General features: G+C 54.1%; 16 protein-coding genes. 15 read left to right on the top strand and 1 reads right to left on the bottom strand.

Annotation, left to right across the window (positions count from 1 at the left end):
* Positions 1-15: 15 nt before the first annotated feature.
* The 15 genes from QGH09_08815 (at position 16) to holA (ending at position 14860) form a co-directional block, all read left to right on the top strand.
* Positions 16-1059: a deoxyguanosinetriphosphate triphosphohydrolase gene (locus tag QGH09_08815; protein HJO18283.1), complete on the top strand. Its 1044-nt coding sequence runs from the start codon at positions 16-18 to the stop codon at positions 1057-1059.
* 75 nt (positions 1060-1134) lie between these two features.
* The gene (locus QGH09_08810) at positions 1135-1662 is read left to right on the top strand and encodes a DUF177 domain-containing protein (protein ID HJO18282.1); all 528 of its coding nucleotides are present in this window, start codon (positions 1135-1137) and stop codon (positions 1660-1662) included.
* A gap of 27 nt (positions 1663-1689) precedes the next feature.
* On the top strand, positions 1690-1872 hold the full coding sequence (rpmF, locus tag QGH09_08805; protein HJO18281.1) for a 50S ribosomal protein L32: 183 nt from the start codon (positions 1690-1692) through the stop codon (positions 1870-1872).
* Positions 1873-2091: 219 nt separating this feature from the next.
* Positions 2092-3018 (top strand): ACP S-malonyltransferase, encoded by a 927-nt coding sequence (gene fabD, locus QGH09_08800; protein ID HJO18280.1) that lies wholly within the window; start codon positions 2092-2094, stop codon positions 3016-3018.
* Positions 3019-3068: 50 nt separating this feature from the next.
* Complete coding sequence (fabG, locus tag QGH09_08795) at positions 3069-3809, top strand: 3-oxoacyl-[acyl-carrier-protein] reductase (protein HJO18279.1); 741 nt, start codon at positions 3069-3071, stop codon at positions 3807-3809.
* 9 nt (positions 3810-3818) lie between these two features.
* On the top strand, positions 3819-4061 hold the full coding sequence (gene acpP, locus QGH09_08790) for an acyl carrier protein (protein HJO18278.1): 243 nt from the start codon (positions 3819-3821) through the stop codon (positions 4059-4061).
* 24 nt (positions 4062-4085) lie between these two features.
* The gene (gene fabF, locus QGH09_08785) at positions 4086-5327 is read left to right on the top strand and encodes a beta-ketoacyl-ACP synthase II (protein ID HJO18277.1); all 1242 of its coding nucleotides are present in this window, start codon (positions 4086-4088) and stop codon (positions 5325-5327) included.
* A 72-nt stretch (positions 5328-5399) separates the two neighbouring features.
* Positions 5400-6161: an electron transfer flavoprotein subunit beta/FixA family protein gene (locus QGH09_08780; protein ID HJO18276.1), complete on the top strand. Its 762-nt coding sequence runs from the start codon at positions 5400-5402 to the stop codon at positions 6159-6161.
* A 41-nt stretch (positions 6162-6202) separates the two neighbouring features.
* Positions 6203-7168, top strand: coding sequence for an electron transfer flavoprotein subunit alpha/FixB family protein (locus tag QGH09_08775; GenBank protein ID HJO18275.1), 966 nt, complete (start codon positions 6203-6205; stop codon positions 7166-7168).
* Positions 7165-8820 (top strand): electron transfer flavoprotein-ubiquinone oxidoreductase, encoded by a 1656-nt coding sequence (locus QGH09_08770; GenBank protein HJO18274.1) that lies wholly within the window; start codon positions 7165-7167, stop codon positions 8818-8820. The genes QGH09_08775 and QGH09_08770 overlap by 4 nt, the downstream gene beginning before the upstream one ends.
* A 40-nt stretch (positions 8821-8860) precedes the next feature.
* Positions 8861-9544, top strand: a complete 684-nt coding sequence (locus tag QGH09_08765; protein HJO18273.1) for a lysophospholipid acyltransferase family protein — start codon at positions 8861-8863, stop codon at positions 9542-9544.
* Complete coding sequence (locus QGH09_08760; protein ID HJO18272.1) at positions 9541-10581, top strand: histone deacetylase; 1041 nt, start codon at positions 9541-9543, stop codon at positions 10579-10581. Before QGH09_08765 ends, QGH09_08760 begins: the two co-directional genes overlap by 4 nt.
* A gap of 221 nt (positions 10582-10802) precedes the next feature.
* Positions 10803-13331 (top strand): leucine--tRNA ligase, encoded by a 2529-nt coding sequence (gene leuS / locus QGH09_08755; protein HJO18271.1) that lies wholly within the window; start codon positions 10803-10805, stop codon positions 13329-13331.
* A 38-nt stretch (positions 13332-13369) separates the two neighbouring features.
* Positions 13370-13906, top strand: coding sequence for an LptE family protein (locus QGH09_08750; GenBank protein HJO18270.1), 537 nt, complete (start codon positions 13370-13372; stop codon positions 13904-13906).
* A 12-nt stretch (positions 13907-13918) separates the two neighbouring features.
* Positions 13919-14860: a DNA polymerase III subunit delta gene (gene holA / locus QGH09_08745; protein HJO18269.1), complete on the top strand. Its 942-nt coding sequence runs from the start codon at positions 13919-13921 to the stop codon at positions 14858-14860.
* On the opposite strand, the gene rpsT is transcribed toward holA, so the two are convergent.
* Positions 14846-15118, bottom strand: a complete 273-nt coding sequence (rpsT, locus tag QGH09_08740; GenBank protein HJO18268.1) for a 30S ribosomal protein S20 — start codon at positions 15116-15118, stop codon at positions 14846-14848. The two genes, holA and rpsT, sit on opposite strands and share 15 nt — an antisense overlap.
* Between the last annotated feature and the right edge of the window lie 5 nt (positions 15119-15123).

The raw sequence follows: 15123 nt of genomic DNA, 5'->3' as shown, positions 1-15123 counted from the left end.
TGTGAGATGAACGAGATGGCTACGATAAGAGAAGGACTTGAAGCGCGCGAACATGAGTTTCTTGCCCCTCAGGCCTCCAAGAGTGATGCAAGTAAAGGGCGGCCTCAAGACGAAGCTGAGGATCCGATCCGTCCTGCATTTCAACGCGACCGTGACCGTATCGTGCATTGTAAGGCGTTTCGTCGATTGAAGCATAAGACGCAGGTGTTCTTTTCACCAGCTGGAGATCACTACCGCACACGCCTGACACACACACTTGAGGTCTCCCAGATCGCGCGAACCGTTTCGAAAGCTCTTCGTCTGCATGAAGAGCTGACTGAGGCCATTGCACTAGGACACGACCTAGGTCACACACCTTTTGGACATGCTGGTGAGCGAGTGTTACGGGAACTCATTCCCAGCGGATTTAATCATTACGAACAAAGTTTACGCATCGTGGATCGACTAGAAAACGATGGTCAAGGTCTCAATTTGACTTGGGAAGTGCGGGACGGAATTGCCAAACACTCGAAGGGAAAGCATGGTGCACCGGTAGGTGCAGCGGATACAGATCGGGTAACGGCGCTTGAGGGGCAGGTAGCGCGTGTTGCTGACATGATTGCATATGTGAATCACGACATCGACGATGCCTTACGAGCGGGTCTCCTAGCGGAGGCGGACCTTCCAGCCAAGCCGATAGCGCTTCTAGGGGGCACCAAATCTGAGCGGATCAGTCGACTCGTGACCGATGTAATACTTCAAACGATGCAGGCAGAGCTCGACCGGGTACGAATGAGCGAAGAAGTCTTGGATGCGCTGCTCGCCCTTCGAGCATTTCTATTCGAGGCGGTGTATGAGAACAGCGATGCAACAGTTGAGTTCAAAAAGGCATCGGGGATTCTTGGAGGCCTTTGGGAAAAAGTACATGAGCAACCTAAAGCCTTCCTTGACGAGGGTATAGTAGCGACTGAGGGCATTGATACTGCGGCGCGGGATTTCCTCGCTGGTATGACCGATCGGTTTGCGGTGAGTCTTTACGAACGACTGTTCATTCCAAAACCTTGGGTTGAGTTGGTGTGAGGCGTACAAGCACGGTGAATATTCTGCCATTCGTGTTAAAATCTCGGGTTCGGAACCGCTTGTGTAGGCTGCCAGATGCTATTGGATCTCAAGACTCTGAGCGAACCTCGTGTTCGCCTTGAACGGACCTATCCACCGTCGGCTTTTAAGGCAACTGACGAATTCACCGTCGGCAAACCCGTAGAGCTAGTGTGCGATGTCGAGAAGATCCGTAATTGGTATCAATTGGCAGGTCATCTTGCTACGAGGCTTCGAGTGCAATGCTGTCGGTGTGGAGAGTTGTGTGACACAGAGTTGGACGTGGCGTTCGACCTTCGCTACGTCTCTGAAGCGCTGAACACTGGGACGAATGACGTGGAGATCGGCGATGAAGATTTAACGGTAGCCTTTTATCGCGACGATCAGATCGATCTCCGACAACTCATGGCCGAACAGTTCTATTTGGCATTGCCGATGAAGCCACTTTGCCAGGAAGGTTGCCGCGGGCTTTGTACTGCTTGCGGCAAGAATCTTAATTTTACCGATTGTAAATGCTCGATCAAATGGCGTGATCCGAGATTAGCTGCTCTTGATGGACTACTGAAAGGAAAGTCTTCGAAATAACGTAAGTGATCGAGTAAGGAGTTGATGATGCCGAATCCGAAACGGAGACATTCAAAGTCGCGTACCGCCAAACGACGAACGCACGATGCGCTGTCGGTGCCTCCGATGGGAGAGTGCCCGCAGTGTCATGAGATGAAGCCGCCGCATAAGGTCTGTCCGCACTGTGGATACTATAGAGGCCGCCCGATTCGTGAAATCGACGAGTCGTAAGCGGGGACCATTTCAAGATCTGAGCGTGGAGACTCTGAGTATTTCATGTTGATCGGGGAGCAATGCCTCCCGTGACAAGATCAAACAGCGCGTAGGTTATAAGTCGCCGAATGTGCGCATTGTGAATGTAACCGGTCCAGTAGGCGTGAAACAGCTCTCAGGTTACCGTGCTCGAAACCACTTACTCACAGCAGTAGTTGGTTGGTTGAGAAATTAGAGATGTTGTCGTTTATCTTTCCAGGGCAGGGGTCACAATGTGTGGGTATGGGCCGCGATCTTGTGAACGCGTATCCTGAGTGTCGCACTACTTTTGAGGAGGCCGATGAAGTGCTCGGCGAGTCACTCAGTAGGCTTTGTTTTGAAGGTCCAGAAGAACACTTAACGTTGACTGAGAATGCTCAACCGGCCATTCTGACAGTGAGTGTCGCAATGTATCGAGGATTAATTGAGCGTGGTCTGAGGCCGACGTGCGTCGCCGGGCATAGCCTAGGTGAGTACTCCGCACATGTGGCTGCAGGTACGATAGCGTTTGCAGACGCACTGGGTATCGTGAAGCGTCGGGGTAGATATATGCAGGAGGCTGTGCCTGTTGGGGCTGGTGCGATGTCTGCCATACTGGGTTTAGATGCTAGTAGCGTCAAGCAGGCGTGCGATGAGTCGGGCAACGGTGAGGTTGTCGCGCCCGCCAACTTAAATGCTCCTCGGCAAGTCGTGATTGCTGGCGACCGTGAGGCCGTACATCGTGCCGGTGAAGTGGCAAAAAGGATGGGCGCGAAACGTGTCATTTCGTTGACGGTGAGCGCGCCATTTCACTGTGCCCTGATGCAGCCTGTGGCAGATCGGCTGGCGCCGGAATTACGAAGGCTGAGTGCAACCGATCCCCGCATTCCGGTCGTAGCTAATGTTGATGCTGAGCCTAAACGCGATGCTCAGGCTTCGATTGATGCGCTTATTCAGCAGATCGCTTCGCCCGTGTTATGGGAGCAAGTTATTAGACGTCTTGCATCGGATGGTAGTCGCACGTATGTTGAGGTGGGGCCGGGTTCGGTGTTAACCGGGCTGATGAAGAAAATTGACCGTGCTCTTCGGGCGGTTGCGGTGGATACGTTACCCACGTTGAACCACGCTAAGGAGTTAATTGGATAGTCCCAACGGTTGAGGGAACGGTCTCTTGCTAGAGACTGCCGGGTGATTGCATGACGAAAATAGGTGACCGTGTGACAATTGTTACGGGCGCATCGCGTGGTATTGGGCGTGCGGTCGCCGAACAACTCGCTGAGGCTGGCTGTATGGTTGTCGCCGCCGCGCGCGCGCAACATGCTGAGGAGACGGTAGCGACGATTTTAGCGTCAGGAGGCCGAGCCGAACTTGCGAGTCTCGATGTGACTGAACCTGATGCTGTTCGTAATCTGGTTAGTGATGTGGTGAAGAGGTTAGGAAGAATCGATGTTTTGGTAGCGAATGCTGGAATCGCTCGTGACCAGCTATTACTTCGTCTGCAGCGAAAGGATTGGGACGACGTTCTGACGACGAATCTTACGGCCGTTTTCACATGTGTTCAGGCAGTCCTTCGCCCTATGATACGGCAGCGATTCGGTCGCATTATCACGATCAGTTCTGTAGTGGGACAGATGGGTAATGCGGGTCAGGCGAGTTACGCTGCGTCGAAAGCTGGTTTAATCGGCTTTACCAAAGCGGTAGCCAAAGAAGTTGCCTCTCGTGGTGTTACGGCAAACGTTGTAGCGCCTGGATTGATCGACACTGATATGACACGGGCTCTCGGTAGTAAAGGTCGGGACGACTGGCAGTCATTGGTGCCGCTTGGCCGGATGGGCACTCCCGCCGAAGTCGCACATGCGGTAAGGTTTCTTGCATCCGACGAGGCATCGTATATTACTGGGCAGGTTGTAGGTGTTAACGGTGGAATGTACATGTAGGAGGTGTGAATGGTCGTCACGGACAAAGTCAAGGGCATCATTGTGGAGCAACTCGGCGTTGGTGAGGAGGAAGTAACCCCGGATGCTTCCTTTGTCGATGATCTAGGAGCGGATTCGCTCGACACAGTCGAGCTGGTCATGGCGCTGGAAGAAGAGTTCAATATCGAGATTCCTGATGAGGATGCGGAGAAGATCACTCGAGTGAAGGAAGCCGTTGACTATATCGAGACGCACTCCAAGGCCAAGAAGTAGCGCCTGTAGACACGCGGAGGCTGTGTGAAGAGGCGAGTTGTTGTCACCGGCGTTGGACTCGTGTCGTCGTTAGGAGTTGGCACGGAGGAGAACTGGGAGGCGCTTTGCGCTGGGCGTAGTGGTATCGGGTCTATAACCCGATTTGACGCGTCTGAGTTCTCGACACGCATTGCAGGGGAGGTCAAGAACTTCGACCCCTTGCAGTTTATCGCCAAGAAGGACGTCAAGAAGATGGACGTCTTCATTCAATACGCTATTGCTGCCGCCGAGTTTGCGGTTCGCGATGCCGGTTTAGAAGTTACGCCGGAGATTGCTGAGCGGGTTGGAGTCTTCATCGCGTCTGGCATAGGAGGGTTCAGTGCCATCGAACGCGAGCATCGGTCGTTACTCAAGGACGGTCCGAGAAAAATTTCACCATTCTTTATTCCGTCAGTCATCATTAATCTTGCTGCTGGACAGGTTTCGATCCGTTTTGGGGCTAAGGGGCCCAATTCTGCGACGGTCACTGCCTGTTCGGCCTCTGCTCACGCGGTCGGTGACGCGTTTGAAATCATCAGTCGAGGCGCAGCTGATGTAATGATTGCGGGTGGTTCTGAGGCAGCCATCACACCACTCGGCGTTGGTGGTTTCGCGGCGATGAGAGCTTTGTCTAAGAGGAACGACGAGCCCGAGCGTGCGAGTCGTCCGTTTGACCGTGATCGTGATGGGTTCGTTATGGGTGAGGGTGCGGGAGTCGTCATTCTTGAGGAATACGAGCAGGCAATAGCGAGGAAGGCCCCGTTGTACGCGGAGCTAGTTGGTTACGGGATGTCGGGAGATGCCTTCCACGTGACGGCGCCCTCCGAAGATGCCGATGGGGCGGTGAGAGCTATACGGGCGGCACTGGCACGCGGGGAGTGTCCCCCAGACCAAGTCGATTACATTAATGCGCACGGCACCTCGACTCCCTACAACGATAAATTGGAGACATTGGCGATTAAGAACGTTTTCGGCGGTCAAGCCAGCAAACTAGCTGTATCCTCAACCAAGTCGATGACTGGGCATTTACTGGGTGCGGCGGGTGGTTTGGAAGCTGGTATCACCGCTTTGGCTGTTCGACGACAAACGCTCCCGCCGACGATTAATCTTGATACCCCCGACCCTGACTGTGACCTTGACTATGTGTCGGGATTGGCACGTCCTGCGTTGATTAGGTATGCGTTGTCGAATTCGTTTGGGTTCGGGGGTACGAACGCTGTACTTCTCTTCAAACGGTGCGATTCGTAGTCGATCCCATTGAACGCTACAGGGTCATCATTCGTTTAGTCTTCTCGTTGCGCATCCGCGCTAATTAACAACATGAACATTATTGTCTGCATTAAGCAGGTGCTCACCCGTGATTGGCCATTCCAAGTTGATGCTCAGGGGACTTGGGTCCGAGAACAGGATGCTAGCTTTGAGATGAACGAGCCAGACTCTTACGCGCTCGAAGCCGCGCTACGTCTTAAAGAGAAGCATGGCGGTGAAGTGATAGTCTGCTCGATGGGGCCAGCTCGGGTGACTCAGGTTATTCGTGAAGGGTTGGCTCGAGGTGCAGATCGAGCCATTCACGTTGTCAGTGATGATACCGCGCGAATAGATGCGTTCGGTGTTGCTCAGGCGCTTGCCGCCGCCATCAAGTTTGAGGAGGCCTCTCTTGTACTCACAGGCCTCCAATCTGATGATCATGGCTTTGCCCAGACCGGCATCATCTTATCTGCACTTCTGGGTTTGCCGCACGCTACCATCGTGATGGATATTGAAGTCAGTGATGACGCAGTTAGAGTCAAGCGTGAACTCGAGGGCGGATGGTTCCAGTGGGTTGCGTTGCCGATGCCTGCGCTACTGACGATTCAGAGTGGGATCAACCAGTTACGGTATGCCACCCTGAAGGGCATCATGGCTGCTAAAAAGAAGGAAATTCGGACTATTCAGGCTGTAGCACCTGGTGAGGCACGTCAGCGAATCGTAGCGCTGTATCCACCAGAAAAGGAAAAGCAGACACACTTTGTTGATGGAACTTCTTCGGAGGCTGCCAAGAAGCTAGTGAGGCTGCTACGGGATGAAGCACGGGTGCTGTGATGGGGCGTGAGCACATTAATTAGCATCCATTGGATGCCAAAATGATTCTTGTTATTGCCGAGCAGAGGGATGGAGCGCTAAACCGCGGGAGTTGGGAAGCTCTAGCGGGAGCGCAGCAGATTGGTGGCAAGGTCAAGGTTGCGATTCTCGGTGTCCGTTTGGACAGAACTGCAGAAGAACTTGCCACGGCTGATGTGGCCGAGGTACTTGTACTCGATAAGGATGCGCTTGAGCAGTACACGGCCGATGGCTTTGTACGTGCCCTAACCTTGCTAATCGAAGCTGAGTCGCCTGAGCTTGTTGTATTTTCCCATACCTATCAATCTAGAGATTTCGTGCCAGCGCTGGCCGGGGCACTCGACCGCGCTCTAATCACCGATTGTGTTTGTGCGGTGCGTCGGGACGACAACCTGATCTTCAGTCGTCCTATGTTTCAAGGTAAGTTGATGGCTGACGTGGTGGCCCTGGGGCCGCCGCCACACATCGTTACGTTCCAAAATGGCGCGATCAGCGCGGATACTCTTGTTTACGGTGACACCTCAGCGCCAAGACGAACTGTTCCTGTGATTTTTGAAGCCGCCGCACTGCGGCAGCGCCCGGAGCCTGCATTTCAAGAGGCAAAACAGGTGGTGGATCTATCGCAGGCAGACCGGATCGTCGCGGTCGGCCGAGGTATTAAAAGCGAAGAGCATCTCCAGTTGGTTCAGCGTCTGTCTGCCGTGCTGGGTGCTGAGATTGCAGCTTCACGCCCGATTTGCGACATGGGCTGGCTGCCGATGGACCGTCAGGTAGGAAGTTCCGGCCAGACGGTGGCGCCGACTCTCTATTTTGCAGTTGGTTTGTCAGGTGCGATCCAGCATGTTGTAGGTATGAAGGGCGCTAGGACGATCGTTGCGATTAACAAAGATGCTGATGCGCCTATTTTTGAGATTGCAGACTATGGTGTGGTGGGTGACTTGTTCGAAATTGTGCCTGCAATAATTTCTGAACTGGAGAGTTTACCTTGAGGCGCGAAACGGTTGAGGTCGACGTCCTGATCGTCGGTGGTGGCCCAGCGGGCATATCTGCAGCCTTGCATCTGGCACAGTTGCAGAAGTCTCGGGGTGGCACCCCACTGGCCATTACCGTGCTGGAGAAGTCTAGGGATAGCGGGTCACACATGTTATCTGGTGCTGTGTTCGATCCAAGTGCGCTCCACCATCTTCTTCCAGACTTTGAATCACTCGGCGCACCGCTAGGGCCAGCGGTGCACGAGGATCGGCTCTTGTTCTTGACTGAGAAGCGCGCGATCCGGTTCCCTTTCACGCCGCCTCCACTCAAGAACCATGGTTGTTACATTATCTCTTTGAACCGGTTTGTAAAGTGGCTAGCTGAGCAAGCGGAGTCTTCCGGCGTAGATGTGATTAACGGTTTCGCTGCTACTGAGGTGCTTTATAACGGCGACCGCGTCGTGGGTGTCCGTACAGGTGATCGTGGAGTTGATCGAGGGGGTGAACGAAAGTCGAACTTTGAGCCCGGAGTTGACATTCGTGCTGCGGTAACGATTTTTGCTGATGGCGTGCGAGGAAACTTATCAAAGACGGTCTTGCGACGGTTTCGGCTTGACGCTGCTTCGCAACCCCAAAGTTACGCTCTTGGGATCAAGGAGCTCTGGGAGGTCCCGACTGGTAGGGTCAAACCCGGGACTGTAATGCACACCCTCGGATACCCACTCCGTTCCGAGGAGTTCGGTGGTGGCTTTATATATGGCTTGGCACCTGACCGGGTGTCCCTAGGTTTCGTGACCGGTCTCGATTATCAAGATCCCTTGTTTGATCCACACATGGCGTTCCAGCGGTTAAAGTGTCACCCCTTGTTATCAGGTCTGCTTGCTGATGGCCAATTGTTAAGGTACGGAGCGAAGGCTCTGCCGGAGGGTGGGTGGCATGCGGTGCCGAAATACTACATCGACGGTGCATTACTGGTTGGCGATGCTGTGGGATTTCTGAACTCTCTGCGTCTAAAGGGGATCCATCTTGCAATGTGGACAGGCATTTATGCGGCGCAGGTGGCACTCGATGCTGTGCTGGCAAGTGATCCATCGGCTGTCAGGTTGCAGGCGTTCCAGACCTTAGTCGATGATGGCCCTGTTCGACGAGAAATGTATCCTGTACGCAACGTACATCAGGGTTTTGGGCATGGACTAATAGCTGGACTTGCTTTTGCTGGACTGTCGTTACTAGCACGGGGTTGGTGGTTCCGCGATCCGGTGCCGAATCTTATCGGTCATAAGCGAATGCAGACGATGGCGGTTTACCATGGGCTGAATGGAGCGACTCGTAACTCCATTAAAGCCCCTGTTGACCGAAAATTGACGTTCGATCGCCTAACAAATGTACATTTTTCAGGAACGCGCCACGAAGAAGACCAGCCAGCACACCTATTAGTTCAAGACTTAGATATCTGCCGTACACGTTGTCGTGAAGAATATGGGAACCCCTGTATTCGGTTCTGTCCGGCTAACGTATATGAGATGGTGGAAGTTGGGGACGATTTACGGTTGCAGATTAATGCATCAAACTGCGTTCACTGCAAAGCTTGTGACATCATTGATCCGTATCAGATCATCGACTGGGTTCCGCCGGAAGGTGGAGGAGGTCCGCAGTACGACGGGATGTGATGTTTGATCGAGTAACTGTATTTCCGTTGGTGCGAGAGTAATGGAAGGTTCGCCGACTCGCCGACTAACGTCATGGCAGCGAGCCAAGGCCGCTGGGATCGCGGCCTTGGCGTACCCTCTCATTGCATTACTCGGCGTGACGCTCAGGTGGCGTGTCAGTGGAATTGAGCATCTTGACGAGATTCGAAAGAGTGGACGACAACCAGTTATGGCTTTTTGGCACGGCCGTATCCTCTCGGCCACCTACTATTTCCGGCGGCGTGGCATCGTCGTGATTACCAGTGAGAATTTTGATGGTGAATGGATTGCTAGGATCATAGAGCGGTTCGGTTATGGGACGGCACGTGGATCGACCTCTCATGGCGGCCAACGCGCGCTACTATCCTTAAAGCGCGCCTTAGTAGAGGGGAAGCCGGTTGGCTTTACTGTCGATGGGCCGCGTGGGCCAACTGGTTCTGCACAGCTAGGCGCTGTGTGGTTAGCGGGTGCCACGGGTAACCCCCTGCTCCCGTTTCATCTTGAAGCGGACCGGTATTGGATGGCGGGAAGCTGGGATCGGACGCAGATTCCGAAGCCTTTCAGTCGGGTTGCTCTCGCGGTGGGCCCGTCGATCGATGTGCCTCAAAATGCTGACGAGCACACACTCGAAACGAAGCGTTCTGAGCTTGAGCGGGCGTTACATGGGCTCACCGATACGACGAACCAACTCCTGGAGGCTTCGTGAGTGAAACATCGTTAGTGTTGTTCGCATCTGAACGATTCGCTGACCATGTTACGCCGCCAGGACATCCTGAGCGCGTTGGACGTGCTGAGGTAATGCAGAACGTAGCAGAAGGATTTGTCCGTGACGGTGGCAGAGTAATCGAACCTCGTCCGGCAACCGATGCAGAACTGGTGGCTGTTCATGCCTCCACTTACATTGAATCGATTGCGGCAACGTCGGGTCTCGCTGTTAAGCTCGATCCCGATACCTATACCTCACCAAGGTCGCATGAAGTCGCGCGTTTAGCTGCCGGAGCGACTGTAGAGGCTGCCTCTCATGCGATGGCTGACGGGAGCCCCGTGCTCGCGTTGGTGCGCCCACCAGGCCACCATGCCGAAACCGACCGAGCGATGGGCTTTTGTTTCTTTAACAGCGTAGCTGTGGCCGCCGCGCACGCTCTAGATAACGGTGCATCAAAGGTGGCGATTGTTGACTACGACGTTCATCATGGCAATGGCACGCAGTGGATGTTTTACGACAATCCACAGGTCCTTTATGTTTCTACGCACCAGTATCCTTTTTACCCTGGGACGGGTGCGATTGCTGATATCGGGCGAGGCGCGGGTGAGGGCAGAACCTTGAATGTACCTCTTCCGGCCGGCGCAACTGACGCCGACTACGAACTAGTGTTCACGCGCCTCGTCCTACCGGCATTACGGGCGTTTTCCCCTGACCTTTTACTTGTTTCGGCTGGATACGATGCGCATGAGCGAGACCCACTTGCCGGTATGGAGGTCACAACCGAAGGCTATCGTGCGATGACACGTCATTTACGAATCATTGCGGACGAAGTGAGTGGTGGTCGTCTGGCGTTTGTGACCGAGGGTGGCTACGATCTTCAAGCTCTTGATGAGTGTCTTGACTCGACAGTTGCTGTTCTTCGTGACCCGTCCATCGGTGAAGCACCGTCGTTCAAGGGTGCAACCGACCGTGCGGAAGCGGTGATGGAGGATATCATTTCGCTGCACCAACCACACTGGCCGAGTGGCGTCTGGTGAAGTAGCGAATAAGGTGAATGTCAGTGCATCCAGTTCAACGGTGCGTAACTAGGGGCCTACGCTATAATGGCGGCATGGCGGATGGTCGTCTCCGTCACTTATTGATCGTGGTAACGAGTTTAACTATCTGGCGTTCCATCGACCCGAGCGGCACCGGCTGATCGCTTGTGCATTACGCCCATCGAGTTACTGCCGGCAACCAGGTTTGCCGGTTCACGCGTATGGCCCCAGTCGTGTCCGAGTATTCCCCGCAGACAATTGAGAAGAAGTGGCAACAGCGTTGGGCTGAATGCCGGACGTTTGAGGTAGAAGCAGATTCCTCTAAGCCAAAGTTTTATTGCTTGGTGATGTTTGCCTATCCGTCGGGTCATGCGCACGTCGGGCACGTCCGTAACTACATGATTGGCGACGTGGTGGCTCGGATGAAACGAATGCAGGGCTACCACGTAATCCATCCGTTCGGCTGGGACGCCTTTGGTCTTCCAGCCGAGAATGCCGCCATTCAAAACAAGGTACACCCTAGGACGTGGACGCTAGACAACATTGCTCACATGAAGGGACAGTTGCAGCGGTTGGGTATTAGCTATGCGTGGGAACGAGAGATAGCTACCTGTCTTCCCGATTACTATCACTGGAATCAGTGGATCTTTCTGAAGATGTTCGAGCGTGGTCTGGCGTATCGTCGGCGTTCTACAGTTAATTGGTGTCCTAGCTGTCAGACGGTCCTGGCCAACGAACAAGTGACCGAAGGGCACTGCTGGCGTTGCTCGTCTGCTGTGGCTGCACGTTCACTTGAGCAGTGGTTCTTACGTATTACCGAATATGCGGACCGATTGCTCGACGGCATTGACCGTCTAACCGAATGGCCAGAAAAGGTGCTGACGATGCAGCGCAACTGGATCGGTAGATCGGAGGGTGCGCGCGTTCGGTTCCTTTTAACCGGTGACAAGGTAGCACCAATTGATGTTTTCACGACGCGTCTCGATACAATTTACGGTGCTACCTTTGTAATATTAGCTCCTGAGCACTCGCTTATTGACGAAATCGCAACCTCTGCAAGGAAGCCCGAGGCATTCCTCGAACGTATCCGCCGTTTCCGGGCTCAGGATCGAACGGCCAGACTTACCGGAGAAATCGAGAAGGAAGGTTTCGATACGGGTCGGCGAGCCACTAATCCTTTTACGGGTGAGGATGTCCCAGTGTGGGTGGCGAATTTTGTCCTCGGTGAGTATGGAACTGGTGCAGTCATGGGTGTTCCCGCACACGACCAACGTGATTTCGAGTTTGCGCAGAAGTACGACCTGCCAATTCGGGTAGTCGTTCAGCCAGTTGAGAACGCGGCCTCACTCTCGGCGCTTGAGGAGGCCTATGTGGGTCAAGGCAGGCTGGTAGCTTCGGAAGAGTTTTCGGGTTTGCCGTCAGCCGAGGCTCGAGACCTGATGACACAAGCGGCAAATGCTCAAAACATCGGCGAAGGTACGGTGCAGTACCGTCTGAAGGATTGGGGAATCTCACGGCAACGCTATTGGGGTACGCCGATTCCGATTATCCACTGCGAATCCTGTGGATTGGTTCCGGTTCCCTGCGACAAACTTCCGGTTGAATTACCGAACGTGACGGCGTTCAGCGGCCGAGGCGACTCGCCACTGGCACAGGTGCCAGAATTTGTTAATACGCCATGTCCGACGTGTGGTGCCGACGCTCGACGTGAGACAGACACCATGGATACGTTTATTGACTCATCATGGTACTACTATCGCTACTGTGACCCGCATAACAAGGTGCTGCCGTTCGACTCTGAAGCTGTAAACTACTGGACGCCGGTCGATTTTTATAGCGGAGGTGTCGAGCACGCCATCCTGCATCTGATCTACTCTCGGTTCTTCTGCAAAGTAATGCACGATCTCGGACTCGTGGAGCACGATGAACCATTTACACGGCTTCTTACCCAGGGGATGGTGCTGAAGGACGGTGCCGTGATGTCAAAGTCGAAGGGTAATGTTGTGGATCCTGACGACATGATGGCAACTTATGGTGCGGATACGCTCCGGCTCTACGAAATGTTTGTTGCTCCTCCCGAGAAGGAAATCGAGTGGACCGACACCGGACTTGAAGGTAGCTTTCGTTTTTTGAACCGTGTGTGGCGACTGGTGGAGCCACTGGCTACACGGGTGCGTGAAGCTGGGCAGCCGCCGGCCAACCTGAATGACGCTGAACGCGCTATCCGCCGTAAGACGAATGAAACGATCCAGCGGGTGTCTAGGGATCTTGACCCCCGTGTCCATTTAAATACGGCCGTGTCGGCACTTATGGAACTCGTGAATGATCTGTACTTATTCTGTGATGAGGTTGGGTGCGGTCCGAGAGTACGGCGGTCGGCGACTTCGGACATCCGCCCGGAAACGGCAGCTGTACTCCGTGAGGCGATTGAGGCGCTCGTGCTGTTGATCGCTCCGTTTACCCCGCATTTCGCTGAGGAGCTCTGGGAGCGATTAGGGCACTCGGATGGTCTTATTGCGGCGCAGTGGCCAAAGTTCGATCCAACGGTGGCTAGAGCCGACACATTGGTTGTGCCAGTGCAGGTCAATGGAAAAGTACGTGCTCGATTAACGGTCGAAGCTGGCCGGAGTGACGCCGACCTTGAGGCTGATGTTCTCGTCGACCCTCAGATTCAAATACACCTTGCCGGTAAAACTATAGTGAAGGTGATTGTTGCTCGCGGCCGCCTTGTTAACGTTGTCACAAAATGATCTGGGTGATGAAGAAGATGTCCAGGTGCACAACTAGTGTGAGAGGTCACAGATATTTTGTTCTGGTGCTTCTTGTTAGCGTTCTGAGCTCAGGTTGTGGCTATGCCTTGGCCGGCCGAGGCTCATTCTTGCCCGATTATGTTGAAACGATCGGTATTCCGCTCTTCGAAAATAATACGGCCTTTTTCGAGATGGAGCAGGTCTTAACTGAGGCAGTACGAACGGAATTCATCGGGAGGGGCAGCTATCAAATAGTGCCTCAGGAGGACGGTGTCGACGCGGTTCTCATCGGGCGTGTTGTGTCGATCAACTTACAGCCATCGAGCTTCACGGACCAGCAGCAAGCGGCCCGGTACACTTTCACGCTCACTTCCAGTATTGTGTTGCGCGATTTACGGACAGAGGAAGCAATTTGGGAGAACGCTTCGCTTGTCTTCACTGAGGAATATGATGTTGCGACGGGTGGCGGCGCGCTCGACGCAAGTGCATTTTTTGGCCAGGATACAAATGCGCTTGAGCGCATGGCCAGCGATTTCGGAACTACAGTTGTCACCTCGATTCTCGAGGCTTTCTAGCTGACTTTATCTATGGCGGCTTCCACCCCGGCCACCGTTCGCAAACAAATTGCCTCGGGTAAGACAGGCCCGATCTATCTGATTATCGGAAGCGATGAGGATGAGAGAACTCGTCTGGCTCGGGAGTTTGCTGATGTTGTCGAGGAAGAGCTTAGACCATTTAACGTTGAGCGGCTCTACGGTGGGGAAACGGAACCAGCGAGGTTACTTCAGGCCGTCCACATGTTGCCGATGCTCGGACCGCGTCGCATTGTTATCGTATCGCAGGCTGAGCTTGTACTTTCCCCGAAGAAGGCGGTCGTCGACTCGAAGCGCGATCTCGAAGCCCTCGAGCAGTACGTTCAGAACCCTTCGCCTCAAGTTACGGTCATCTTTGAATCTGGCGATCTCGACAAGCGGCGACGGGTGGTAAAGGCGCTACTGAAGCACGCCACTGTCGTGACCTTCCCTGGGATTAAGATGGAGGATGGCGCGCAGCGTTGGGTGTGTAATGAGGTGAAGCGGCTTAAGTTGTCTATGGATGCCGAAGCGGTGCGGGCATTCATTGCCAGAACGGGTGCAGACCTACCGAGGCTGAGGGCGGATTTTGAGCGCTTGGTAATCTATGCCTCTGGACAGGCCACGATTGGACGGACCGACGTTGAGGCTGTTGTTGGACCAGCTGTCTTGCAGGACAACTGGGCGATAACGCGAGCAATTGAACAAGGTAAGGCAGGCGCCGCGTTGAGGGAGCTCGCTTTATTATTTAATGCCGGGGTGATGCCTCTTCAGATTCTTGGCCAGCTCGGGTGGTTTGTTCGCGAGAGGTTTGCGTCCAGTAAAGTCAAGGCAGCGGTAGACGCGCTATATCGAACCGATCTGGCCCTAAAGAGCTCTAGGGGGGACGGACGCATCGTAATCGAGCAACTTGTACTGGAGCTCTGTGGGGTCCGCCGTAACTTACGCCGAGGTTGAAAGGTTTGCTAGTTGCTTTGCCAAGCGCGACTTGTAGCGATCGGCTGTGTTGTTGTGAACGATGCCCTTACCGGCCATCTTGTCGATCAATGACACTGCACTCCGGAACTCAGTTTTGGCCGCGCCAGTGTCTCCGGAGCCTAGCGTGGCCCGAATTGACTTCAGCACGGTGCGTAATTGTGTTCGTTGCTGTCGGTTCCGCTCACGCCGTTTGATATCTTGCCGATGCGCCTTAACCGCCGACTTATGGTTTGCCACGAGTT

This window comes from Vicinamibacterales bacterium, from assembly GCA_036012125.1.
Taxonomy (GTDB): Bacteria; Acidobacteriota; Vicinamibacteria; order Vicinamibacterales; family UBA823; genus UBA11600.
The sequence above is the reverse complement of the archived record's forward strand: the minus strand, read 5'-3'. Positions and strand labels throughout refer to the sequence as shown.

Bases quoted from the DNA above. Each gene is read 5' to 3' on its own strand.
- QGH09_08815 (HJO18283.1), top strand. From the start codon at position 16: ATGGCTACGATAAGAGAAGGACTTGAAGCGCGCGAACATGAGTTTCTT.
- QGH09_08810 (HJO18282.1), top strand. From the start codon at position 1,135: ATGCTATTGGATCTCAAGACTCTGAGCGAACCTCGTGTTCGCCTTGAA.
- rpmF (HJO18281.1), top strand. From the start codon at position 1,690: ATGCCGAATCCGAAACGGAGACATTCAAAGTCGCGTACCGCCAAACGA.
- fabD (HJO18280.1), top strand. From the start codon at position 2,092: ATGTTGTCGTTTATCTTTCCAGGGCAGGGGTCACAATGTGTGGGTATG.
- fabG (HJO18279.1), top strand. From the start codon at position 3,069: ATGACGAAAATAGGTGACCGTGTGACAATTGTTACGGGCGCATCGCGT.
- acpP (HJO18278.1), top strand. From the start codon at position 3,819: ATGGTCGTCACGGACAAAGTCAAGGGCATCATTGTGGAGCAACTCGGC.
- QGH09_08780 (HJO18276.1), top strand. From the start codon at position 5,400: ATGAACATTATTGTCTGCATTAAGCAGGTGCTCACCCGTGATTGGCCA.
- QGH09_08775 (HJO18275.1), top strand. From the start codon at position 6,203: ATGATTCTTGTTATTGCCGAGCAGAGGGATGGAGCGCTAAACCGCGGG.
- QGH09_08765 (HJO18273.1), top strand. From the start codon at position 8,861: ATGGAAGGTTCGCCGACTCGCCGACTAACGTCATGGCAGCGAGCCAAG.
- leuS (HJO18271.1), top strand. From the start codon at position 10,803: ATGGCCCCAGTCGTGTCCGAGTATTCCCCGCAGACAATTGAGAAGAAG.
- holA (HJO18269.1), top strand. From the start codon at position 13,919: ATGGCGGCTTCCACCCCGGCCACCGTTCGCAAACAAATTGCCTCGGGT.